This window comes from Bradyrhizobium sp. CCBAU 51765, from assembly GCF_015291725.1.
GTDB lineage: Bacteria > Pseudomonadota > Alphaproteobacteria > Rhizobiales > Xanthobacteraceae > Bradyrhizobium > Bradyrhizobium liaoningense.
Map to the genome: position 1 here is coordinate 1,804,288 of NZ_CP030038.1, position 22,973 is coordinate 1,827,260.

The 22,973-nt window shown below is 61.8% G+C and carries 18 protein-coding genes and 5 pseudogenes; 14 read left to right on the forward strand and 9 right to left on the reverse strand.

Annotated elements, in window-relative coordinates:
* Positions 1-63: 63 nt before the first annotated feature.
* The 3 genes from XH96_RS08465 to XH96_RS08475 form a co-directional block, all read right to left on the reverse strand.
* Positions 64-243: a hypothetical protein gene (locus XH96_RS08465; RefSeq protein ID WP_143130849.1), complete on the reverse strand. Its 180-nt coding sequence runs from the start codon at positions 241-243 to the stop codon at positions 64-66.
* Between the two features lie 24 nt (positions 244-267).
* Positions 268-1,386 carry an IS630 family transposase gene (locus tag XH96_RS08470; protein ID WP_194394074.1) on the reverse strand — a complete coding sequence of 373 codons (1,119 nt, stop codon included), beginning with the start codon at positions 1,384-1,386 and terminating at the stop codon, positions 268-270.
* Positions 1,387-1,477: 91 nt separating this feature from the next.
* Complete coding sequence (locus XH96_RS08475) at positions 1,478-1,717, reverse strand: hypothetical protein (RefSeq protein ID WP_143130773.1); 240 nt, start codon at positions 1,715-1,717, stop codon at positions 1,478-1,480.
* 412 nt (positions 1,718-2,129) lie between these two features.
* Here XH96_RS08475 and XH96_RS08480 point away from each other — a divergent pair, with 412 nt between their 5' ends.
* Complete coding sequence (locus XH96_RS08480) at positions 2,130-2,441, forward strand: hypothetical protein (RefSeq protein ID WP_092218467.1); 312 nt, start codon at positions 2,130-2,132, stop codon at positions 2,439-2,441.
* 272 nt (positions 2,442-2,713) lie between these two features.
* Here the strand turns inward: XH96_RS08480 and XH96_RS39065 are convergent, their stop codons facing one another.
* Together XH96_RS39065 and XH96_RS08490 are read right to left on the reverse strand one after the other, a co-directional pair.
* A complete protein-coding gene (locus XH96_RS39065; RefSeq protein WP_271611485.1) occupies positions 2,714-3,523 on the reverse strand; it encodes an effector protein NopP in 810 nt (269 codons plus the stop codon).
* A gap of 1,104 nt (positions 3,524-4,627) precedes the next feature.
* The gene (locus tag XH96_RS08490) at positions 4,628-5,524 is read right to left on the reverse strand and encodes a LysR substrate-binding domain-containing protein (RefSeq protein WP_092218465.1); all 897 of its coding nucleotides are present in this window, start codon (positions 5,522-5,524) and stop codon (positions 4,628-4,630) included.
* Positions 5,525-5,634: 110 nt separating this feature from the next.
* Here XH96_RS08490 and XH96_RS08495 point away from each other — a divergent pair, with 110 nt between their 5' ends.
* From XH96_RS08495 to XH96_RS08520, 6 genes and pseudogenes are all read left to right on the forward strand, one after another.
* Positions 5,635-6,384, forward strand: coding sequence for an SDR family NAD(P)-dependent oxidoreductase (locus tag XH96_RS08495; RefSeq protein ID WP_194392103.1), 750 nt, complete (start codon positions 5,635-5,637; stop codon positions 6,382-6,384).
* A gap of 24 nt (positions 6,385-6,408) precedes the next feature.
* Positions 6,409-7,248, forward strand: coding sequence for a transketolase (locus tag XH96_RS08500; RefSeq protein ID WP_092218463.1), 840 nt, complete (start codon positions 6,409-6,411; stop codon positions 7,246-7,248).
* Positions 7,245-8,255 (forward strand): transketolase family protein, encoded by a 1,011-nt coding sequence (locus XH96_RS08505; protein WP_194392105.1) that lies wholly within the window; start codon positions 7,245-7,247, stop codon positions 8,253-8,255. The genes XH96_RS08500 and XH96_RS08505 overlap by 4 nt, the downstream gene beginning before the upstream one ends.
* Positions 8,256-8,435: 180 nt before the next feature.
* Positions 8,436-9,234, forward strand: a pseudogene (locus XH96_RS08510) (TRAP transporter substrate-binding protein); the annotation flags it as partial.
* Positions 9,234-10,440 (forward strand): annotated as a pseudogene (locus XH96_RS08515) (TRAP transporter large permease); the annotation flags it as partial. The pseudogenes XH96_RS08510 and XH96_RS08515, both read left to right, overlap by 1 nt.
* Positions 10,439-10,967: pseudogene (locus XH96_RS08520) on the forward strand (aldehyde dehydrogenase family protein); the annotation flags it as partial. The pseudogenes XH96_RS08515 and XH96_RS08520, both read left to right, overlap by 2 nt.
* Before the next feature lie 843 nt (positions 10,968-11,810).
* Here XH96_RS08520 and XH96_RS08525 read toward each other — a convergent pair.
* Positions 11,811-12,533, reverse strand: a complete 723-nt coding sequence (locus XH96_RS08525; RefSeq protein WP_194392107.1) for a response regulator — start codon at positions 12,531-12,533, stop codon at positions 11,811-11,813.
* Between the two features lie 611 nt (positions 12,534-13,144).
* Here XH96_RS08525 and XH96_RS08530 point away from each other — a divergent pair.
* Positions 13,145-13,441, forward strand: a complete 297-nt coding sequence (locus XH96_RS08530) for a hypothetical protein (RefSeq protein WP_194392109.1) — start codon at positions 13,145-13,147, stop codon at positions 13,439-13,441.
* 303 nt (positions 13,442-13,744) lie between these two features.
* Here the strand turns inward: XH96_RS08530 and XH96_RS08535 are convergent, their stop codons facing one another.
* Positions 13,745-15,091 carry a nucleotide disphospho-sugar-binding domain-containing protein gene (locus XH96_RS08535; protein ID WP_194392111.1) on the reverse strand — a complete coding sequence of 449 codons (1,347 nt, stop codon included), beginning with the start codon at positions 15,089-15,091 and terminating at the stop codon, positions 13,745-13,747.
* 397 nt (positions 15,092-15,488) lie between these two features.
* Between XH96_RS08535 and XH96_RS08540 the strand changes: the two genes are divergently transcribed.
* The 5 genes from XH96_RS08540 (at position 15,489) to XH96_RS08560 (ending at position 20,832) form a co-directional block, all read left to right on the forward strand.
* On the forward strand, positions 15,489-16,607 hold the full coding sequence (locus XH96_RS08540; protein WP_246790003.1) for a histidinol-phosphate transaminase: 1,119 nt from the start codon (positions 15,489-15,491) through the stop codon (positions 16,605-16,607).
* A 561-nt stretch (positions 16,608-17,168) separates the two neighbouring features.
* Complete coding sequence (locus XH96_RS08545; RefSeq protein WP_194392115.1) at positions 17,169-17,924, forward strand: AraC family transcriptional regulator; 756 nt, start codon at positions 17,169-17,171, stop codon at positions 17,922-17,924.
* 48 nt (positions 17,925-17,972) lie between these two features.
* The gene (locus XH96_RS08550) at positions 17,973-18,794 is read left to right on the forward strand and encodes a response regulator (RefSeq protein WP_194392117.1); all 822 of its coding nucleotides are present in this window, start codon (positions 17,973-17,975) and stop codon (positions 18,792-18,794) included.
* Between the two features lie 181 nt (positions 18,795-18,975).
* Positions 18,976-19,692: an SDR family NAD(P)-dependent oxidoreductase gene (locus XH96_RS08555; protein WP_194392118.1), complete on the forward strand. Its 717-nt coding sequence runs from the start codon at positions 18,976-18,978 to the stop codon at positions 19,690-19,692.
* Positions 19,693-19,734: 42 nt separating this feature from the next.
* Entirely contained in the window at positions 19,735-20,832 is a 1,098-nt protein-coding gene (locus XH96_RS08560) for a nitronate monooxygenase family protein (protein ID WP_194392119.1), read from the forward strand.
* Between the two features lie 78 nt (positions 20,833-20,910).
* Here XH96_RS08560 and benB read toward each other — a convergent pair.
* Both benB and XH96_RS39800 read right to left on the reverse strand, forming a co-directional pair.
* A pseudogene (gene benB / locus XH96_RS08565) lies at positions 20,911-21,401 on the reverse strand (benzoate 1,2-dioxygenase small subunit).
* Positions 21,402-21,592: 191 nt separating this feature from the next.
* A pseudogene (locus tag XH96_RS39800) lies at positions 21,593-21,721 on the reverse strand (oxidoreductase); the annotation flags it as partial.
* Between the two features lie 352 nt (positions 21,722-22,073).
* On the opposite strand from XH96_RS39800, the gene XH96_RS08575 reads away from it, so the two are divergent.
* Complete coding sequence (locus XH96_RS08575; RefSeq protein ID WP_194394076.1) at positions 22,074-22,838, forward strand: response regulator; 765 nt, start codon at positions 22,074-22,076, stop codon at positions 22,836-22,838.
* Positions 22,839-22,973: the final 135 nt, after the last annotated feature.

Sequence of the window (22,973 nt, forward strand, 5' to 3'; positions counted from 1 at the left end):
TGATCCGACAATTCGGACAGCCCGGGAGTTCGAGGTGCCCGAGCGCGTTCTCTCCCGCGCGTACTACACGCGGAAAATGCCCCAGCGGGACACTCGGGTAAAGAGCAGACAGCGCCTGCAGACGGGCTCGATTGATAAAAAATGATCGCGGCCCTTCTTGGCTCCGCGGTTCTCCGAGGCAGACAGCGCCTCGTCGATCGAATTGCTGACGTGGTCGCCCTCGAACATGACGTTCGATGACATGACGTCCTCGCTGACCAGGCGCTGCTAGTGTCCTGAACCAGAAGTTCGCAACATCGCCTCGTGTTGTACCGGGGCATTGTAACGGCAGAAGCGTTCGATGGAAGCAAGGATGTCATCGGCTGACTTTGTCCATCGGAACGGCTTGGGATCTGCGTTATGTCGTTCGATGAACGAGGCGATGTCCGCCCGAAGGGCGGCTACGCTCCGATAGACACCGCGCCTGATCTTCTTATCGGTAAGAAGCGCGAAGAAGCGCTCGACCTGATTGAGCCATGACGAACTGGTCGGGGTCAGGTGCACATGCCAACGCGGCCGTTTAGCCAGCCATTTCCGGATCAGCGGGGTCTTGTGGGTAGCGTAGTTATCCATGACGAGATGGACGTCGAGTTGGCGCGGCACAGCGGCCTCGATCTCGTCCAAGAACTTGCGGAACTCGGCGGCACGGTGCCGTCCGTAGCACTTGCCAATAACCCGTCCGGTCGCAATGTCGAGGGCGGCGAACAGCGATGTGGTGCCGTGCCTTTTGCAATCGTGGCTCCTTCGGGCCGGCTGGCCGGGACGCATCGGCAACATCGGCTGACTGCGGTCCAGCGCCTGGATTTGCGACTTTTCGTCTACACACAGAACGATGGCGTGTGCCGGCGGCGAGACGTAAAGGCCGACGACGTCGCGTACCTTGGCCACGAAGTTCGGATCGGTCGAGAGCTTGAATGTCTCCAGCCGGTGCGGCTGGAGCCCGAAGGCTCGCCAGATACGTTGCACCGTCGACACCGAAAGGCCGCTGGCCTTTGCCATGCCGCGGGAACTCCAATGAGTGGCATTCTCTGGGCAGCTTTCCAGCGTCCTCACGATCACGGCTTCGATGCGACCATCGTCAATGGTGCGCGGCGCCCCCGAGCGCGGCTCATCGTGCAGCCCGGCCACGCGCTGCTCCACAAACCGCCGCCGCCATTTGCCTACCGTTCCCCGCTCTAGGCCCAGCTTGGCCGCCACTTCCTTGTTCTGACCGCCTTCCGCGCAGGTCAGCACGATCCGGGCTCTCAGAGCCAGCGCCTGCGCCGTCTTTCGCCGCATTGTCAGCGACTGAAGCTCAGCACGCTCATCATCGCTCAATATCAAGGGGACAAGTCGCTGGGCCGCCATCATATCCTCCGTCGCTGTTGAAGCCGCCATCTCTGGCACAGCGACGCGAACCTAACGCGAATCTACGATTGCGAACTTGTGACTCGGGACACTAGAGCCGAAAGGTCAGCCCCTTGCACTTCTTCCCCAGGTTGTCCTTGGCCTGGAGCAAGAACCGCCGCTCGTCGTCATCGAGATCTTCAATCACGGCAAACGCAGCTCGAGCTGCAGCCACGAACGCAACCGACCCGGCGAACCGGTTCAGGGCGCTCCGTTTGCTCCCACCTCCAGCTTTGTTGAGGTGCGTCACGGCGACTACGGCGATGCCCAGGCGGTTAGCCATGTCGGCCAACGAGCCAACGGCTCCAGGACTTCCCGGGTCTCGACGTTGCCGTTGCCATCGCTGCCGCCCATATACGCCGAGATCGGATCGACGATGATCACACTGACAGCGCTTGGCTGCGCAGAAAACCAGCGCCCACCGAGTCATGTGCGCCGACTTTAGTCATGACAGCGCTGCTAACGTCGCGGCTGCGTCGGTTGACTCCGTATGGGTGTCTGCAACACGACCGACGGCTTTGGTGAGATTTAGCCTGTTTGGATTCTTCGACGATTTCGGGCGCCTTCAATTTTCCCGTTCAAAGGATTGGCATGGCGGCCCTCACGCTCGATCTGAAGTTACGTGTAGTGCCTGCGGACGGTCAAACATTCATAGCCTTCCCCGGTAAGGGCTACGGGCGCCTCATATTTGCTCGGGGCCAACATTGTCATCACAAGAAATTTACACGCCTTCGGTTGCTGCAGCCGATCGGGATCTGATCTTCGTAGTAATCGAGCGCCACCGCGAGCTGTCCGCGCACTACGATGCGGCGGCGTCGCTTTCGGCTGATGGTGCCGAATTTGCTGCCGCCGACGAAGTCACCGGCCAAACGAACCTGGCTCTCACGGAGCATGCAAATGTGCTCATTCGGTCGAAGCCAGCCACGATCACGGGCGTGATCGCTCTGACCAGATACGTCGCCGGACTGCGGGAATGGGAGCTGCCCGATGATGATGCGTGGTACCCGCAATTCTGATGGCGCGGACGCAATGACGCTCGCGCATGCCATAGGCAATCCGCTTCTCCCGCCCGGGCCAAAGTCGAAAACCCCGGTTGGAAGCCGGGATTTTCTTTTTTGCTGTTACAGGCACCAACTCTCCTAAACCGCCGCGGTGCGGTCAGTAGCGCACCTCCGGATTGAGCCGAATTTGACTTCGGCTTCGTTCCGTCCAACGCTCGATCGTAAGCCGCAGGTGTCGGTTGGTCTGCGCTCCTGCTCCACCTCAATCGATTGGTGGAGATCTCACGTCACATAAAGTCTCCATCCGAATCGGACTCTGGTGAAGGTTCATCATCACTCGGCGTTTTGATTTTGGAGAGATACATCGGAGAATTGGTTGCACGTTGCCATTCACCATCCCTGTATCTCCACTGTCTGGACTGGGTGGGATCGAGTACCATATCATTGTGATCTACATGAACGAAGCCCATTTGTTCTGCACGGGCTCTCGCTTCATCATTGGCAGGACGCCAGTTCACCAGCGGCCGTTCGCCGTCTTGCTGTAGTTGGTGCTCAAGCAGAATATCGCCGGCGTTGCCGACGAGCGGATGAGCAACCTGAAAATCCACGATTGATGTGACGTCAGTTCGTCCGGGGAACTGTTCTCGCCACCGTTGGCTGGTGAACTCAGCCGCCATAGGAAATCCGGCTTCCGTTCGTTGGAGGCCGACGCTCCTATTTCCCAGTTGGTAGCTGTAATATCGCGCGGCATCAGAATCCCTTCGGATCGCGTAACTGCTAGCGACATCCGCGGTGCGCCTGGCTCTTTCGGATACAAATTCTGAGTATTCCTGCGGATTGTTGGCGATATGATTGATCTCGTCACCATGAAAACTCCTCACCCGTTCCCGGAATTCGGCTTGGTCGATCTCAACAACGGGAGATCTTGAAGTGAGGTAATAACTCGGCTGCGAGGATGAGCTGGCACCCGAATCCTGCAATCCCATTCTACCGAACGCGTCCGCGAAATAGTCGGCATTCCTGTGCTCCGGGGAGCTCGCGTAATGATACTCATCAGCGGATGGAGCATCCGACCAATTGTTAATTCGACCGCCCATGGCGACCACACTCCTATGGCTGTTGCATTGTGTTCAGGTCATTAGACCTGACGCCGCCGATAAGCAGCTTAGCTGTCCGTAAGCTGACGCCGACAATAAACGGCAGGCAAAATTCTCTGATCGGCTTTGTAGCAACCGGCTTGCAGGACGCCGGCGAAGACCGCCAGATGCATCTGGGGATGTTCGCTTCGTGGGTCGCTCGAGGCCTAATCACCGCTGCCGGCGGCGGGAACCCGGCGAAGGGCCGGTCGTCGCGCTTATGTAAATCTCACATAAGCGGGATTAGGCACACCCCCGTGATTGTGCGCAGCTCGCAGGAAAAGGAGCCTGTATCTATGGGATTCTCGGACGACGTCCGGCTGGCGAATTGAGCATGATTTCGGTCTTTCCTATGGAGCCTAATCAGCTCGATAGGAGATCAGCATGCAAACCGCCACGGCCGCGTGCTTGGGGAGGAGGAGTATTCTTCAACGTTTCGCAATACCAGGAACACTTGCGGCCAGGGCGATATGCGCCGAACACTCAGTGCGACTACCCGCCTCGCCGGTTTCCTTTGGCGAACGCCACCGCGCCGTGCTCCCGCTCGCGCCTTCGTCATCGGAGTACGCTCGCTGGGCTCACTCCAAAAGCTCGGCAGCCCGCCATTGTGAAGCGCGCCCTCAATACAGACGACCTTGTCCATTCCCAATTCCTGTTTCGGCAGATGGTCGCGGCCCCGCTCCTCCTTCAGCACGCGCATAGTAGTTCCTCAGCGCCCCTCCGACGAACAGCGCTCGCTCAGCCTCAATCTTCCACACATCGATCCAGCTATTCGATACCTGCTGCATTGAGCTGCTCCGCGATGCTTTGAAACGACGTCTCAGAGCTAGCGCCCTCGCGGCGCTCGCTACCAATCGTACGATTTTGCACGCCAATCTACGATCTTCCGCCACCCCGATGGTGGCACCTCGGATAATGGGCACGACTGATACGATTGTGAGGATTTATGGAGGCCCGTTTGCTTGGGCGCCGACTTCGATGCGCTGAAGACGCGACCATCGGAGCTCGAGACGCAAAACAGCCGCACGCTTGGTTGGTTGCGGGCTGCTCGGCTTGACTTCGATATTAGAGCGAGGAACCCACGGTCGCGCCAGCGAGTTGCGCCACGAGCCAATCCGCGAAGGCTCGTACCGCAGATCTCTGTCGGCTGGCGCGCGGGTAGATCAGACGATGGCCGACGTAGCGGATATCGTTGGCTCGCGCTGCGAGCGGCGCAACTAGTCGCCCGCTCGCCAGTTCGCGTTCGGCCAGGAGCGTTGATTCCAACGCTACTCCCAATCCCTCCGCAGCCGTTGCGATTGCAAGAAAGCTGCGATCGAACCTCATCCCGTGGAGCGCAGGTGCTTCCAATCCGTTCGCCGTGAACCATTGGTGCCACTGAACCTGCTTCACGTCGGAACGGATAAGGGTTCGATCGAGGAGATCGGCAGCATTCCTGATTGACTTTGCAAGCGCCGGGGAGCAGAGCGGGGTGACCGTCTCCTCGGGGAGAGGAACAATTTCGACGCCCTCAGCACGCGGCGGACCATAGACAATGTCGATATCAAAATCGTCATTGCTGAAACGCACGTAGTCCGTGTTTGCAGCCAGTCGAACCTCGAGCTTCGGATAGGCGGCGAGAAATTGTGCAAGCCGCGGTGCCAACCATTGCGCGGCAAAGCTCGGAGCTGAGTGGACGCGCACCAGTTGCGGTCCGCGCGCGGCGACTTCCTCGAGACCGCGGCGGAGTTGGTCGAAAGCCGCTCCGGTGTGGCGCATCAGATTCTCGCCGGCTGGCGTGAGCCGCACGGATCGCGCGCTGCGCTCAAACAATACGGTCCGAAGCGTGTCCTCCAACTTGCGGATGGCATGACTGACTGCACTCGGTGTCAAGTGAAGTTCATTCGCCGCATCGCGAAACGATCCCGTGCGAGCAGCGGCTTCAAACGCGCGAATTGCCGATATCGGGACATTCGACAGCATTCCATAAGTGAACCAAATTCATCGATCCGTGACAACTGTGCGTTTGTCTGTTGCGTGTCCGCGGGGCATTCCTAGCCTTGCCAAGGAAAAACAATCTACGGGAGGGACTGATGCTGCTCAGCGCTAAGACGGCCATCATTTCGGGCGCGGCATCGCCGCACGGCATCGGGCTGGCCACGGCACGGCGGTTCGCCGCCGAGGGCGCTCGGGTCGCCATTCTCGACATTGACGCGAGCACGGCGGCGGACGCCGCGGCATCGCTTGGCAGGTCCCACATTGGGCTGCGATGCGACGTCGCCGACAAATCATCCTGCGAGCAGGCCGTCGCTCGCGTGATCGAATCCTTCGGAAGCATCGATATTCTCATCAACAACGCCGGCATCACCCAGCCGGTGAAGTTCCTGGATATCTCGCCGGCTGATTGGGATCGCATCCAGGACGTCAATCTGAAGGGCATTCTGTTCCTCTCCCAAGCGGTGATCCCGCACATGCGCGCGCGCAAGTCCGGATCGATCGCCTGCATGTCCTCGGTTTCGGCCCAGCGCGGCGGCGGAATCCTTGGCGGCCCGCATTATTCGGCGGCCAAGGCTGGCGTGCTCGGTCTCGCCAAGGCGATGGCCCGTGAGTTCGGTCCGGACGGCATCCGCGTCAATTGCGTGACGCCCGGTCTGATCGGCACCGACATCACCGCGGGCAAGCTGACCGACGAGATGAGGGCGAAGATCCTGGAAGGCATTCCGCTCAATCGTCTTGGCACGGCGGACGACGTCGCCGGCATCTACACCTTCCTGGCCTCGGATCTCTCCGCCTACGTGACTGGTGCCGTGATCGACGTCAACGGCGGCATGCTGATCCACTGAGCCGGCAAGACGAGGTCCAGATTGATGGAAACGCTGACCAACACGCCCAAGCTGGCGGACCGCGCCTACAACATTCGCCGCAATGCGCTGCGCATGGGCGAGGTCCAGGGCCAGGGCTATATCGCCCAGGCGCTGGACATCTCGGACGTCCTCGCCGTGGCCTATTTTCACGCGATGTGCTACCGGCCTGAAGATCCGTCATGGGAGGGGCGGGACCGCTTCCTGCTCTCCAACGGGCACTACGCCATCGCGCTCTACGCGGCCTTGATCGAGGCGGGCATCGTCCCCGAGGAAGAACTCGAAACCTATGGCAGCGACGAGAGCCGCCTGCCGATGTCGGGCATGGCCTCCTACACGCCCGGAATGGAAATGTCGGGCGGCTCGCTCGGGCTTGGGCTCAGCATCGCCGTCGGCATGGGCCTCGGGCTCAAGCGCAAGAAATCCGAGGCGCGGGTGTACACGTTGTTCTCGGACGGCGAGCTCGACGAGGGCTCGGTCTGGGAAGCCATCCAGTCGGCGGGCCATTACAAGCTCGACAATCTGATCGGCATCGTCGACGTCAACAATCAGCAGGCGGACGGTCCTTCGACGCACGTGATGGCCTTCGAGCCGCTGGTCGAGAAGCTTCAGGCTTTCGGCTGGTTCGTGCAGCGGATCGACGGCAATGATCTCGATGCCGTGGTTGCCGCGTTCGATGCCGCCAAGTCTCATCCTGCGCCGAAGCCGGGGATGATTATCGCCGACACGCTGATGGGCAAGGGCGTTCCCTTCCTGGAGCAGCGCGAGAAGAACCATTTCATGCGCGTCGAGCAGCACGAATGGCAGCTCGCGCTGGCCGCGCTGGAAGCCGGGAGGCAGGCATGAAGACCGTCAGATCAGCGCCCCAACCGGGCAAGCCGCGCCTGACCACCTCAGCCATGATCGCCTCGATCGCGGTCGAGGGACAGAAAGCGAAGCCGGCGCCGTTTGGACACGCGCTCGTCGAGCTCGCGCGCAGCCGCCCCGATGTGGTCGGCATGACGGCCGATCTCGGCAAATACACTGACCTGCACATCTTTGCGAAGGAATTTCCGGACCGCTATTACCAGATGGGCATGGCGGAGCAGCTGCTGTTCGGCGCGGCCTCAGGCCTTGCCGCCGAAGGCTTCATGCCATTCGCAACCACCTACGCGGTGTTTGCATCGCGGCGCGCTTACGACTTCATCCACCAGACCATCGCGGAGGAAGACCGCAACGTGAAGATCGTCTGCGCATTGCCCGGGCTGACCTCGGGCTACGGACCGAGCCATCAGGCCGCGGAGGATCTCGCGCTGTTTCGCGCCATGCCGAACATGACCGTCATCGACCCCTGCGATGCGCATGAAATCGAGCAACTGGTGCCCGCGATCGCGGCGCATCAGGGGCCGGTCTACATGCGTCTGCTGCGTGGCCAGGTGCCGGTCGTGCTGGACGAATACGACTACAAGTTCGAGCTCGGCAAAGCCAAGTTGATCAGTGACGGGAAGGACGTTCTGATCATCTCATCCGGCATCATGACCATGCGTGCGCTCGAGGCATTGCAAACTCTGAAGAACGACCGTGTCGATGCTGCGGTGCTCCACGTTCCGACCATCAAGCCGCTCGACGCCGAGACGATACTGCGTGAAGCCGGCAAGTCAGGCCGCCTGGTCGTCGTTGCCGAAAACCACACGACGATTGGCGGTCTCGGCGAGGCGGTCGCCGTTCTCCTGATGCGTTCAGGCGTCCATCCGCCTTTCCGCCAGATTGCATTGCCGGACGAATTTCTTGACGCCGGCGCACTTCCGACGCTGCACGACCGCTACGGCATTTCCAGCGCCGAAGTCGCAAGGCAGATCAAGCAGTGGCTTTAGCGCACCGGCACTAACCGTCAGTCAGGCCAAATCCGAGTGAAGAGTTCCGCCCGCTGCATGTTGCGGCGGACGAGCGATGGCTGTTGCGCGAATGCGGGCGGTCGAAGAGCCCGGACAGCTGAAAACCAGCGCCGGCTCATGCAGCCGGCACAACGTCAATACAGGATCAGGAGGAAAAACATGACTGTCTCGAAGCCCGGACGCATCAGCCGCCGTTCGATGTTGCTCGCGGCCAGTGCCGTACCTCTCTGCGGGATTCTGACCCGCCCGATATCTGCCGCCGAGTTCGTCTACAAGTTCGCGACCGGACAGGATCCCACTCATCCGGTGAATATAAGGGCGCATCGACCGCATCCGCGAAGCGACCAGCGGCCGGCTGGAGATCAGACTGTTCCCGGCCAATCAGCTCGGCTCCGACACCGAGCTGCTGACCCAAGTTCGCAGCGGCGGCGTCGAGTTCTTCAACCAATCGTCCTCGATCCTCGCCACCCTGGTGCCAAGCGCCGGCATCGTGAACACCGGCTTCGCATTCACCGACTACGACAGCGTATGGAAGGCGATGGACGGCGACCTCGGCACCTACATCCGGGCGCAGATCGCCAAGACACCGATCATGGCGGTGTCGAAGGCCTGGGACAACGGCTTCCGACAGGTGACCTCGTCCGGTCGTGAGGTGCGGACGCCGGATGATCTGAAGAATTTCCAGATCCGCGTTCCGCCCGCGCCGCTGCTCACCTCGCTCTTCAAGGCGCTCGGCGCCGGGCCGACGCCGATCAACTTCAACGAGGTCTATTCCGCGTTGCAGACCAAGGTTGTTGACGGGCAGGAGAATCCGTTGCCAATCATCCCGACCGCCCGTATCTATGAAGTGCAGAGCACCTGCAGCCTGACGGGGCACGTCTGGGACGGCTACTGGATCCTTGGCAACAAGCGCGCCTTCGAGCGCCTGCCGAAGGACGTGCAGGAGATCGTGACGCGGTCGCGTTCGCATTTGGTCTTGCGACGGTCGGCTATCTCGCCTTGACGACCAGCACGCCCGACGTGGTGATGATCGGACGGATGGACGAGGGCATGAGCCACCTGTTCCTGCTCGCCGTGCCGCTCTTCGTCTTTCTCGGCCTCCTGATCGAGATGACGGGCATGGCGCGCGCCATGGTTAGTTTCCTGGCGAGCCTCCTGGGCCACGTGCGCGGCGGATTGCACTACGTGCTGGTCGGAGCGATGTATCTGGTCTCGGGCATTCCGGCTCCAAGGCAGCGGACATGGCTGCGGTGGCTCCTGTCCTGTTTCCCGAGATGCGGCAGCGCGGGGCCAAACCGGGAGACCTCGTTGCGCTTCTCGCGGCGACTGGCGCCCAGACCGAGACGATCCCGCCCTCGCTGGTCCTGATCACGATCGGCTCGGTGACGGGCGTGTCAATCTCGGCGCTGTTCACCGGCGGCTTGCTTCCCGGCGTGGTGCTCGCGGTCATGCTCGCGGCCGTGGTGTGGTGGCGATACCGCCGCGAGGACCTGTCTCACGTCAAGCGGGCGACGGGGCGGCAGATCGGCCACGCTTTTGTCATTGCGATACCAGCCATCGCGCTGCCATTCGTGATCCGGACCGCCGTCGTCGAAGGCGTCGCGACGGCAACGGAGGTCTCACCATCGGCATCCTGTACTCGGCCTGCGCGGGTCTCTTCATCTACCGCCAGTTCGACTGGCGCCGCATCTATCCGATGCTGGTCGAGACAGCCTCTCTGTCAGGGGCGATTCTGCTCATCATCGGAGCGGCGACAGGCATGGCCTGGGCGCTGACCCAATCGGGATTTTCTGCCTCTCCGGCCAGGTTCATGACCACCCTTCCGGGCGGAGTTCCGGTCTTCCTTGTCGTGACGATCGTGACCTTCGTGATCCTGGGCAGTGTGCTGGAAGGGATTCCTGCCATCGTCCTGTTCGGTCCGCTCCTGTTCCCGATCGCGCGGCAGGTCGGGTTGCACGATGTCCACTACGCGATGGTCGTCGTTCTCGCCATGGGCATCGGACTGTTCGCGCCCCCGTTCGGTGTCGGCTATTACGCGGCCTGCGCCATCAGCCGCATCAATCCGGACGAAGGCATGAAGCCCATCGTGGGCTACATGGTCGCACTCCTGATCGGCACACTGATTGTTGCCGCCGTGCCCTGGCTGTCGATCGGCTTCCTTTGACAACACGGCCGCGCGCCAGCCGCTCGGCGTGGCTCGCCGGTATCACGCCCTTCAATTTCCCGGTCATGGTCCTGATGTGGATGTTTCCGGTCGCTCTCGCCTGCGGAAATGCGTTCATTCTGAAGCCTTCTGAGCGCGACCCTTCGGCGTCGCTCATCATGGCGGAGTGGTTGAAGGAAGCAGGTTTGCCGGACGGCGTGTTCAACGTGGTGCAAGGCGACAAGGAAGCGGTGGATGCGCTGCTGCATCACCCGGATATTTCGGCGATCAGCTTCGTGAGCTCCACGCCGATCGCGCAGTACATCTATTCGACGGCCGCGGACACCGGCAAGCGCTGCCAGGCGCTCGGTGGCGCCAAGAACCATATGATCGTGATGCCCGATGCCGACATGGATCAGGCGGTGGATGCGCTGATGGGGGCCGCCTACGGCTCCGCCGGCGAACGCTGCATGGCGATCTCGGTTGCTGTGCCCGTCGGCGAGGAGACTGCGGACAGGCTGATCTCCGCGATTCGACTGGGGCCAGGCGAAGGAAGCCTGATCCGATTTTGTAAAGTTCCTGGTCCGGCCTGCCGGACTGGCGATGTCCCGCTGGGACGGTGTTGTGGCGACCTCGTTCATTCGGCTGGTGGCGGCTTGACTGTACTCCGCTGCAGACGTTGAGGCGTCCGACCCGGACTCATCATGAGGCGCTGCGCGACCTCGGAAAGGACCATGACCCCAGCGAAGACATCAACCAGCCCGTACGATTCATGCCTGGCCAGCAGAGCATGTATCAGCCGCGCCCGCGCCGTCTCCGCAACCCCGACCAGCTCCGATGGCGCGGGCGCTACCACCGCGCCATGGGCGAGTTCAGAAATGCAAGCTTGACAACAAACCGCAATTAAAGGGCCGAATGACACCGCGTAGTGTCGACTGCCCGCGGGGCGGCAAATCTCTTCCTGCCGCATGGTTGTCGCGACACGGCGGCCTTTTTGGTTACCGGCGCCCGAAGCATCAGTACGAGACCAGCACGAGGGTGGCGACGAACATGCGCCACGGTTCGAGTTGTGGCGAATTCAGCCGCTTTAGTCGGATACTGGGGTTCGTGGCGCTTCAAAGTAGTCTTCAAGGCTATAAAACTTAGCGCGCTGCACCTCACAGAGTGCCTCATGCCAAAGATTGGATAAGATATCGCAGGTTCAGCTGGTGTGGGGAAAGGCGGTAGCGCTCCCCCGCTACCAATCGTTCGATTTTGCCGGCTAAACTACGATTTCCTGCGATCTCGTCCGCCGACGGTAGGAAGCCGAGCCGCTGCGTGAATTGCGTCGGTTGCAAGAGACGCGCATGCGGTCGGAAGACCCCGTTCCCGGCACACATGCGCATCGCGCATCAGAACGGATCTACGGGAACCGCGAAGATATAGCCGACGCCGCGTTCGGTCTGAATGACGCGCGGCGCACTCGGATCGACCTCCAGCTTGCGCCGCAGCCGCAGCACCTGAACGTCGATGCTGCGGTCGAAAATGTCTTCATGAATGCGGGTCGCCTGAAGCAGATGCTCGCGGGTCAGGGGACGCTGTGGCGCCTCGAGGAACGCCAGCAACAAGGCATATTCTCCCTTGCTGAGCGGGACCTGAGCTTGACTGGGATCGATGAGCTTTCGGCCACGCCGTTCCAGCCTCCACCCATTGAAGCGATAGCCTCCGCGCTCGGGATCGCGGGCGCGCGCGGTTCGGCCTATCTCCTGCCGCCGCAATACCGCCCGAACGCGTGCCAGCAGCTCGCGCAGCGAGAACGGCTTGACGATGTAGTCGTCGGCGCCGAGCTCGAGTCCGACGATGCGATCGATTTCGTCTGGGCGGTGGCCCGTCGTGATGATGACAGGCACATCGGAATGAGAACGGATCTCCCGCAGCACATCCAGACCGTCGTCCTGACCAAGGCGAAGGTCGAGAATGATCAGGCTGGGCCGGCCGGCCTCGAAATGATGTTTGAGTTCGGACCTGTTGCACGCCGCCCTGGTCGGGACGTTGTGCTCCTCCAGATATTTGATCACCATCTGTCGCAAGGCGGGATCGTCATCGACAACTACGACGTGGCCAACTGCATGCATACTTCACTCAAAAATCCGCTATCGCATCCTGATCGCTGAGGATACCAGGGTCCAATCCAAACGAGCGCAATTCTCCCGGCAAGCCGCCAGCGAGATCCTGGCCGCGACATTCACGACCATCCTCATGGAGCATGAGGCACCTGCCATCGTGTAGCGGTCTCGCCCTTCTTCAACCCGCACGATCAAAGCGGCGTGATGTCTCGGTCATCAATTGCCGCTTCCGACCAAAGTCGCCGCCGTATCTCCGCGGCGCGCCGAACGGCGCTCTTCCGACTACGAGCGCAGAATTACCGTCCCATTTCAGGTCCGGCAGCCCGCGTTACAATCGTAATCCAAGTGCGTCATTGCGGCTCGCGTGGTGCGGCTCGGCATCAATCTCCCCGGAAATGAGCCCACGCTCGAGGGGAGAGACTTCTCCACCCCATCGGCGAGCCGCGTGCTTCGTGTCGCGTCCGACGCAGGAGCGACTTGGCCGGCCCGAACGATCAGGCGGTTTCAGCGGTAGCGCGATATCGCGCACGCGAAGTCGTGATGTAGCGCGCACGTCCTATCCATGACGGGCAGTCGTTCGCAACCGGGACGATCGACGTGATCGAGATAGGGGAATGCCGATGTACAAACGATTTGGGCGGCGGACGGCGCTCGCCGCTTCGTTGCTGTTCAACTGGGGGCCCGCCCTTGCGGCCGATGCAAGCACGACCAGTGCGGTCCACGGGATCGCAGCCGGCTCGCTCGGCCAGGATCAAGCCTCGGAGCATGCCGGCACGTTCCGCCAGGCTCCCATAGGTCACCGGCAGCCGCGGCCAGGCGACATTCCGGAGGGAATGCGTCTGTCGCCGCTTGAACTGGAGCTGCGACGGATCGATGAGGAGGTCGATCGCAGACTGATCATCTGCCGCGGCTGTTGAACTCCAAGCCATCCAGGGCGACTCGATGCTCGAGCGCCTCGATGGGCAATGCGTCAACTGCGTCAAGAGTTGACGCTATCGAACTTGATGCCTCACGCTTGACTGCGTGGGGGTGACAGCGCCATTTCGTGCGGCGCTCGTGTCCATTTCGAGCCTAAGGATTTACCTTGGCGCAGAACAAGACCAGGCGCCCGCCGGAAGCGGGCGCCTCGAGGGAATGGCTCACCAAGAGCCATTCGATCAGATTTCTCTCCTATGCGAGCCCGGACAAGAGAGGGGATCGCTTCCGAACCCAGGGCTATGTCACCTTGCTGCTCGGCGGGAGCGGGCGGGCTTCATGGTTGCGGCGCGCGGCTGCGCGCGTCGTTGTCTTTCCAGACGGTGAATGATCCGGAGAACCTCCAAACGTGTATCGATGCTGGCGAATTCGTCGGCCATCTGGGTGGCGCGCATGCGGTAGGAAGGACGATCAAGCACTGTTCGCGTGGCCTCTCGCAGTGCTTCAGATGTCGGTGCGTTGGTCGCCAGGTTGATCCCGACGCCCGACCACGCCACGCGTGCATTGACGTCAGCCTTGTCCTCGATCAGGCCCGCCGTAACCAGAGGGATTCCGAAGCTTAGTGCCTGGTTGACGGTGGCATAGCCTCCGTTGGTGACGAGTGCATCCACGCGGGGGAGCAGCCATTCGAACGGCAGATAGCTGGCAAGTCGCGCATTGGAGGGTATGGGTCCGGGGATCGTTTCAATCGGTCGGCCGCCGGCGGTGGCGATAACCAGCAGGTCGGGTTCGTTGGCGAGAGCCGCAAATGTTGGCGCGAGCAGGAGCCCGAAATTGTGGTTGGCCACAGTACCCTGCGTGACCAGAACGACCTTGCGTGAACCGTCCAACTCGTGTGCCCAAGGCGGCAACGGGGCCTGATTCCGGATGATAGGCGGCGTTCCGACGAAATGCACCGTGGGTGGAAGCTCGCGCGGGAATTCGAAGCTCGGCACTGACAGCTGCAAGTAGGCATCGGCCAGGCCGACGACGGAATGGAAGAGCGGCACCGATACCGGTCCCACGCCGTAGGTCTTCAGCACCCCGTTCAGTTTGCGCAGGACGGGCTGGTCGACGTTGGCCTCGTGCTCTCCCGCCAGGACGCCGTATTGCTCGCGCTGCTCCTTCGTCGTCGCAGGCGGCAGGCCAACGAAATCCGGTGCGCCGTCGTCGCGCTTCCAATGCAAGAACGATGTGCCGCACAGCACGATCGGTGGCCTCGTCTCGCGCGGTCCGAGCAGCATCGGCAGGACGCCGAACAGCAGGTCATCGCCGACGATGACGTCGGCTTGAAAGTGCTTCAGCGCCTCGCGAAGGCCTTGGCTCTGGGCAGGGATGGCATCGACGAAGAGGCGTTCGCAGACGATGCGCAGCCACTGGGATCCCGGTGGGACATCCTTCAGTTCGGGAATCGGCGAGGGCGGATCCCGCCCGTCGAAATCGGCGTCGGCCGGAAGAGGAAGGAATTGCACGCCGCTGGCTTCGATGCGATCGCGAAATGCGGTCCCGGTCAGGAAGGCAATCTCGTGGTCGTCGTCGAGAAGTATCCGCGTGATCGCGAGCATCGGACTGATGTGGCCCGCCGCAGGCGTCGAAGCGATGAGAATCTTCATGGTTGGCCTCTGAATGTCGAACCTCGACCGTGGCTGGTCGACTAGCAGAGGGAGGGTGCCAAGCTGCCTGTTACGGCCAAGCTTCGGCGCGCCTGCAATTGGTTACGGCGGCAACGCAGCAGGCCAATTCGGGACGCAGCCCAGCTTGGCCGCATGTCCCAGTGCGCGGCGGCTACCAGCTCAAGGGCGGGAAGCTGCGGCTCGCAGCGGCAGGCTCGCAGCGGTGCCGTTCGGAACGCTCCGCCACGTACGGCATAATGCCAGCTGCCCCAGTCGACAGGCTACAAGGTTGCCAAGGAGACTGCCGATGTTGCATCCGTAGCATGATTTTGCCGATCCGCAATGATGCGGACATCGCGGTGCCTCAGGTTTCCTAGCCTCAAACGTCACCTGCCGGGTGGCGTCTGGCGAACAGAAAATGGGAGCCGAATCCTTGAACCGTCGCGACTGTCTGATCACCAGCTGCCTTGCACTGAGCGGGCTCGCAAAACCCGCAGCTGCCAGCGTTGCACAGTCGGATCTCATCCGGCTTTCGCTGAACGAGAACCCGTTCGGCCCATCGCCCCGCGCGCTCGCGGCGGTCCGCGATCAACTTGGCGAACTGTGCCGCTATGGCGGGGATCTCGGAGCTGCACTCACGGAGTTGCTGGCCTTGCGCGAACACGTGCCGGACGATCAGATCGTGATCGGCGATATCCTCAAGCCGCTCGGATTGCATCTCGCCCAAGGCGCGCCGCTCGGAGCCGAGTTCATCTATTCCGAGCCGGGTTATGCGGCTCTGGTGGATGCGGCGCGTCCAAGCGGCGGGGTTGTGGTCGGCGTTCCTCTCAATTCGAGGCTTGAGAACGATCTAGACGCCATTGCTGCCAAAGTCAGCGAACGGACGCGGGCGATCTACCTCGTCAATCCTCATAATCCGTCGGGCACTGTCAGCGATCCGGCAGCTTTTCGCGCTCACGTTCGCGCGATGTCGAAGCAAACGGCCGTCATTGTCGACGAGGCCTATCTGGAGTTCGATCCTGATTTCGAGAAGCGAACGGTCATGGACCTCGTTCGGGCGGGCGAGAACGTGGTCGTGTTCCGGACCTTCGACAAGATGTTCGGATTGGCCGGTCTCGGGCTTGGCTATGCGGCGGCGCCTCCGGCGCTCGCAACGTCGCTTAAGCGGGCCGGGTTCGGCCGGGTCGACGCACTTGATCGGCTCGCACTCGTGGCGGCGGCAGCAAGCATACGGGATATCGATTATGTGGCGACGACGCGTACAAAGGTCGCCGCCGAGCGAGACAAATGGCACCAGTTGCTCGCCAGTCTGAAGCTTCGCCACTCCGACTCGCGGGCAAACTTCATCTTCTTCGAGGCCGACCGTCCTCAGACCGAGATAGCTGCGGGCCTGCGGAGCAAAGGTATCGACATTGGCCGCGCCTTTCCGCCGCTTGAGCGCTGGGTCCGTATCACGATCGGTCTGCCGCAAGAGAACGCGGCGACACGTGCTGCCGTTGCCGAGCTGTTGCGGTGAGACCACCTCGATCGCGCCTTTGGCGGCTCCATCGTCCCGGCAGCGATCCGACTGCCCCCTCCGTCCGCGGGCAATCGCATTTAAATATTGCAGAGGTCGTCATGCCCGGGCTTGTCCCGGGCATCCACGTTCTTTGCGCTGCGTGGAAAGGCGTGGATGGCCGGGACAAGCCCCGGCCATGACGCTGCGGAGACAGTCGGTACCCATAGCCACATCTCATATGCGATAGCCCTGCCTCTGTCTGGGAGCGGCCTCGTATCCTTCCCTGCCTGACAGAGACGTGAGTTGATGGCGGTCGCGGCCGCAACTACGTGAAGCGTCGACAGTCTCACCAGTTCCTCAGCCCTCGCCTTCTGCGACAACGGAGTGTCATACTGAATGAACGTTGTGGAATATCCGATCGGCGGCGGTCCGACCATTTCGGTGCAGGAGCAGCCTGGTGTCCTGAGGTGTTTTCGATCGTTCCCACTATCCGACATCATCGAAGCAATCTGGGACTGTGACATTCCCGATGGCGATTTCGCCAAGTCGGTTACGATCAAATGCCCGCCCGGCACATCCTTGCAGCTGATCGGCCAGTACCGGAAGCCGGCCAGAATTGCACAGAGCGAGACGGTCCTTCCGTCAAAATGCGCTACCCATGTTCAGTCGCATGCTCTCACTCTCTTCCCCACGGGAGCGTTCGGAGCCGTCATCGTCTGCCTCAGGCCGGACGCAGCCAGCCGCATCGTCAAGGCTCCGTTCAGGGAGTTCGCGAACGCCAGTCTCTATCTCGGGGATCTGTTCGGCAATTGGGAAGTCGAGATGTGTGACGACCTGCTCGCCGGGGCGAGGACGAGCCACGAGCGGATCGCCGGTGTCCAGGCCTTCCTGCTTCGGCAGCTGAGTCCCCAGATAGACAGTCTCGCCAACCGCGCGGCTGGGTATCTCCGAAAAAATCCGGGCATGCCCGTCAGCGCGCTGGCTGCGCTGCTCGGCACCAGCGAGCGCAACCTGTCACGCGGCTTCAAGAGAGCCTTCGGCCTCAGCCCGAAGCGGTTTGCGCGCCTTGCGCGGTTTCAGAGAATTCTCGCCGAGCGGCGCCTCGATCGCTCCTGGGCGCAGGTCGCCCATGCCTGTGGTCTTTCCGATCAAGCCCATCTCATCGGCGAGTTCCATGATCTCGTGGGCGAGGCACCGACGCAATTCTTCACGCGCGAGCTGCGCATCGGCGCCGACGGAATGGACGAAGCCAACCTCATCATCCAGCGAAACGGCCAGAACGGTCGATCGCAATTAGTTGATGCGGACTTCCGAAACGGCCAAGAACGGTCTTGAACGTTCACCTAGCTGAAACGCATTGGTTGTTTCGAGCGAAGGTGAAACATGTTGGCTCCCCTGAGAGACCCCGGGCCGGTTGAGAATGCGGCGGAGAAGGCCTCCGTCCACTGCGGCATACCTCGGATTCGCGACAGTGCGGGTGGAACCATCAGCGCCGCGCACAATATCCTCCTTGTCGAGGACGACCCGGAAACGCGCTCGTCGGTCGTCGATCTTTTCGAAGATCATCAATTTGCCGTTCACGCCATCTGCCGCCGGCATGAGATCAGTCGACACTTCGCCTGCAATCATCCAGACTTGCTCATTCTCGACTTGCAACTGGGCCAGGACAGCGATTTGAACCTTTTGAGGGAGCTTCGATCCCGCTTCGACGTTCCCATTATCGCGACCGGCGACCGCTGCGACGAGATCAGTTGCGTAATTGCCCTTGAACTCGGGGCCGACGACTACATCGCCAAGCCCTTCGGCCTGAGGGAGTTGCTCGCGCGCGCTCGCGCCGTGCTTCGGCGGCAGAACTGCGGCCGGACGGCTCGGACGAACGGCTCGCAGCGCGGCGGGTTCAGGTTCTGTGGCTGGACGCTCGAACGCCGCGCCCGGCGGCTGGTTAGGCCGGACGGCAGTCCCCTGGTGCTGACGAAAGCCGATTACGTCCTGCTCGTCGCTTTCCTCGAAGCACCGCAGCAGACGCTCTCGCGCGAGCAATTGCTGCACGCGACCCGAATCCACGAGGATGTGTTCGATCGGAGCATCGATGTGCGGGTCTGGCGTCTCAGACGCAAGCTCGAGATCGATCCGCGCGCGCCGGAGATCATCAAGACGCAACGCGCTATCGGCTATCTGTTCACTCCCCCGGTTGAGGCCTTCTGACCGGCGAAGCGCGGGCTTTGATTCGGCCGCAGCGTCCCGCAAGCACCACGGAAACACGCCGAGACGTGAGCGATTTACGTCGATCACGTAAACCTGACGCATCCGTCCGAAACTGCCAAGACGGATATCGCCGATCTCGTCACGCTGGCCCAGGTGCTTTTGTCTCGATGAGAGAGGAACGATGAGCAATTCGGAGAAAGTGGCTGTGGTGACCGGGGCATCCCGGGGCATCGGCGCCGGAATAGTCGAGAAATTCCTCGACAATGGCTACCGCGTCGTCGCCTGCTCGCGAAACATCACCAGCAGCGGCCGGCCAGATCTTGTCGAGGTGGCCGGCGACGTCTCACGGCCCGAAACCGCCAGGCTCGTGATCCAGGCGGCAAGAGAACGCTTCGGCCGCCTCGATACCCTGATCAACAATGCCGGTGCCTTCCTGTCGAAGCCCTTCACCGAGTACACGGAAGGCGAGTTTGCGAACCTCGTCCAGGTCAATCTGGGCGGTTTCTTTCACATCTCGCAGCTGGCCATTGGCCAGATGCTTCGTCAGGCGAGTGGCCACATCATCAACATTACGTCCAGTCTCCTGGCCGAGCAGCCGGTGAAAGGATTGCCCGCGGCTTTGACGGCCATCACCAAGGGTGGCGTCAACGCGGCGACACGGTCGCTTGCAATCGAATACGCGGATAAGGGCATCCGTGTGAATGCGGTAGCTCCCGGCGCGGTTCGCACGCCGATGCATGCCCCCGAGAGCCATGGGTTTCTAGCGACGATGCACCCGATCGGGCGCATTGGGGAAATTCAGGATATCGTCAACGCGGTGCTCTATCTCGACAATGCATCCTTCGTGACCGGGGAGATACTGCACGTCGATGGCGGCGCCAACGCCGGACGTTGGTGACCACCGGAGGGATCTCCGGGTGTCAGGATACGGGAGGGAGCGTTGAGCGTTTATCCTCGACCCATACGCGACTTGTTCGGAATTGATCTGCCGATCATCCAGGCTCCGATGCTCGGCATAGTGACAACCGACATGGTCATCGGAGTTGCCGAAGCAGGTGGTCTCGGCTCGCTTCCCGCGTCCGCTCTCGATGCGGAACAAACCCGTAGCATCGTCGGTGAAATACGGCGGCGCACGCCGAAGCCGCTCAACCTGAACTTTCTTTGTCATGAGGCGCCCACACGGGACCGGCGGCGTGAGGAGGCCTGGTTGCAGCGCCTGACGCGGTACTATCGCGAGCTCGGGCTGACCACCGAGCAGTCCGCCTCCGGCCCTCCCATTCCAGTCTTCGGGAGCGCACATTGCGATCTGCTGGAGGAGATCTCGCCGGAGGTTGTCAGCTTTCACTTCGGTCTTCCGCCGAAGCACCTGCTCGAGCGAGTGCGCAGGACGGGTGCGAAGATCGTGTCGTCGGCAACCATCGTCGAAGAGGCGTTGTGGCTCGAGGATTCCGGTTGTGATGCGATCATTGCCCAGGGATTTGAAGCCGGTGGGCATCGAGGCACGTTTCTGCACCGGGATCCCACCCGGCAGGTTGGTCTCATGGCCCTCGTTCCGCAAATCGTCGATGCGGTACGGGTGCCCGTCATAGCAGCCGGGGGCATCGCCGATCCCAGAGGCGTAGCTGCAGCATTCGCCCTCGGAGCTTCGGGCGTCCAGGTCGGTACCGCCTTTCTGTTCTGCGAGGAAGCGAACGTCTCCCCTCTGTATCGAGAGGCGGCGCGCTCGACGCCGCCCGAGCAAACGGTGATCACCAACATCTTCACCGGACGGCCGGCGCGCGTATGCGACACGCGGGTCGTTCGAGAGCTTGGCCCGATCGGGATCGACATGCCCGAGTTCCCCGTTCCGGCGGTTCCGCTGGCGCCGTTGCGTGCTGCATCCGAAGGCCAAGGGCGGACGGATTTCACCCCGCTGTGGTGCGGTCAGTCAGCGCGCCTGGGCCGCGCGCTTTCGGCTGCCGCGTTGACGAGATGGCTGTTGGATGGCCAAGCCGAACCAAGCTTTGGCACGATCGGGGATCTGCGGAGGAAATCCTGAACTCGGGTGCCGCCAGGGCTAAGCCGGACGGCATCTCGCTTCACGTCGAAGCGTGCGCCGTCGACCTGCCCGGCGGCGTCAGATGTGATAGATGTCGATCACGTGATGAATGTAGTCGTTCTTCAGCACGACCTTCTTCGCTTTGATCAGCGGACGATCGCCCGTCGCGTCGATCGTGTAGAACGACACGCCGAAATAGTTGTCGATCGTCTTGTACCGATAGCTCAATGTCAGCCAGTTGAACCGGAGATCGACGATTCCGTCGGCCTGAGCGCTGATCTCGATATTGGAGATGTTGTGGAGCGTGCGCGGCTCCGGGGTGCTGGCGCTCGACCGTTCGGTTTTGATACGGAAAACCCGATCCTCGAGGCCGCTGCGGCTGGGTAGTAGATCAGGGAAACGTCGGTCTGAGGATTCTCGACCAGGCAGTCGTCGTCATCCCAGGCTGGCATCCAGAACCGCACATCCGGAGCATAGAAGGTCAGCCAGGTGTCCCAGTCGCGATCGTCGAGGGCACGGGCCTCGGCATAGAGAAATGCTTCGAGTTCGGGTCGGGTGATGGTGGTCATGCGTCATCGCCATCAAGTCGCGCCGCGCGCTGTCGCGAGCCTGACGGCTTCCAGCTGCGCTGCGCTGAGTTGTGTGGGGTGTCGCCGGCCGCCCACGAGCCACCGGTGACGAGGTTGAAGCTCTCTTGTCCGCCGATGCGGCCAACCTTGCTCCTGGCGTGGCGGGCAGCCGTGCGCCGATTGTCCGCCATCTACAGCGGCTGACCGGTGGAGCGGACCACGATCTCGCTGATATCAACGTCGACCGGCTGCTCGATCGCATATGCGATCGCCCGTGCCACGGACTCCGCCGGGATTGCCCGCTGGTAGAAGCCCATCACCATGTCCTTTGCGGCGCCGGTGGTGTTGTGCACCAATTGCAGAAGGCCTGCCTCGAGCTCCGCTGTGACCCTGCGCTTCAGGCAGTAGGCGGCGGCTCCGGCCGCCTTGATATCGGCGTGATCGGCTGGGATCCCAATGCTCATGTGCGAGCCGCCTTGCTACCATTGTAATCGTCGCGAGCTGGGGCGCTTCGCTGCGAGCGGAGGCCGGACACCAGATGCTTTCTGACAGCAACTCTCAAAAACGTGTGCTGCGGTTCGCGGGGGCTTCCTATATCTTTGGGGGAGCCGCGATATGGAACACCCAAAGGACTGCAAGACCGACCGCTCCTGCCACCCATCCTCGGAATTGATGCGGTCGGATCGTCCATTGCCCCCAAGCGACACTTCAAAGCGCCGGGTGCCACTCTGTCTTGTCGTCGAGGATGACATGACCATGCGGCATCTGGTGACCAACTATCTCGAAGACCATGACATTCGGACCCTCTCTGCTTCGCGACGAGAGGAGGTCCCGGCTCTTCTTCTCCGCAATTCACCGGACCTTGTGGTGCTCGATCTTCGCCTTGGTCAGGAGGACGGTCTGGATCTGCTGCGCGAGATACGCGCTCAATCGGATGTGCCGGTCATCATCACGACGGGTCATCGGCGCGACGAGATCGATCGCGTGATCGGCCTTGAGTTGGGCGCGGACGACTATTTGACGAAGCCCTTCGGCCTGAGGGAACTCGTCGCCCGCATCAAGGCCGTCCTCAGACGACGAGAGGCCGCCCCGTCCCTGGCCCAGCAGCGTGATGCCGAGAAAGGCCGCTGGCGCTTTGGCAGCTGGGAGGTCGATCGGCGCCTGCGTCGGCTGACAAATTCGCACGGCGAACCAGTCGGCCTCACGAAAGGCGAATATGCGCTGCTGATGGCCTTCCTCGATGCGCCGCAAAAGCCGCTGTCCCGTGAGCATCTCTTGCAGGCGACGCGTCTGCACGAGGATGTATACGACCGGAGCATCGACGTGCAGGTGCTCCGGCTGCGCCGCAAGCTGGAAACAGATCCGAGTGTGCCGTCCGTCATCCGGACCGAACGCGGCGTTGGCTATGTCTTCACGCTATCGGTGGAGCGGCTTTGACGGTCGGAGCGGTGAGGAGCCGCCCATTCGGCGGCGGGCTGGATAACATGGCTCGCCGCTTCGAATGTGCCGGAACTCGTATTACAGGTGTAGTCGTTTTGGCCAGCGTTGGAATGTCCTGGAAACGTGACGGCA

What these genes read in the sequence shown, in the direction of transcription:
- XH96_RS08465 (WP_143130849.1), bottom strand. Translation starts at nt 243, where the DNA reads ATGTCATCGAACGTCATGTTCGAGGGCGACCACGTCAGCAATTCGATC.
- XH96_RS08470 (WP_194394074.1), bottom strand. Translation starts at nt 1,386, where the DNA reads ATGGCGGCCCAGCGACTTGTCCCCTTGATATTGAGCGATGATGAGCGT.
- XH96_RS39065 (WP_271611485.1), bottom strand. Translation starts at nt 3,523, where the DNA reads ATGGGCGGTCGAATTAACAATTGGTCGGATGCTCCATCCGCTGATGAG.
- XH96_RS08490 (WP_092218465.1), bottom strand. Translation starts at nt 5,524, where the DNA reads ATGCTGTCGAATGTCCCGATATCGGCAATTCGCGCGTTTGAAGCCGCT.
- XH96_RS08495 (WP_194392103.1), top strand. Translation starts at nt 5,635, where the DNA reads ATGCTGCTCAGCGCTAAGACGGCCATCATTTCGGGCGCGGCATCGCCG.
- XH96_RS08500 (WP_092218463.1), top strand. Translation starts at nt 6,409, where the DNA reads ATGGAAACGCTGACCAACACGCCCAAGCTGGCGGACCGCGCCTACAAC.
- XH96_RS08505 (WP_194392105.1), top strand. Translation starts at nt 7,245, where the DNA reads ATGAAGACCGTCAGATCAGCGCCCCAACCGGGCAAGCCGCGCCTGACC.
- XH96_RS08525 (WP_194392107.1), bottom strand. Translation starts at nt 12,533, where the DNA reads ATGCATGCAGTTGGCCACGTCGTAGTTGTCGATGACGATCCCGCCTTG.
- XH96_RS08530 (WP_194392109.1), top strand. Translation starts at nt 13,145, where the DNA reads ATGTACAAACGATTTGGGCGGCGGACGGCGCTCGCCGCTTCGTTGCTG.
- XH96_RS08535 (WP_194392111.1), bottom strand. Translation starts at nt 15,091, where the DNA reads ATGAAGATTCTCATCGCTTCGACGCCTGCGGCGGGCCACATCAGTCCG.
- XH96_RS08550 (WP_194392117.1), top strand. Translation starts at nt 17,973, where the DNA reads ATGTTGGCTCCCCTGAGAGACCCCGGGCCGGTTGAGAATGCGGCGGAG.
- XH96_RS08555 (WP_194392118.1), top strand. Translation starts at nt 18,976, where the DNA reads ATGAGCAATTCGGAGAAAGTGGCTGTGGTGACCGGGGCATCCCGGGGC.
- XH96_RS08575 (WP_194394076.1), top strand. Translation starts at nt 22,074, where the DNA reads ATGCGGTCGGATCGTCCATTGCCCCCAAGCGACACTTCAAAGCGCCGG.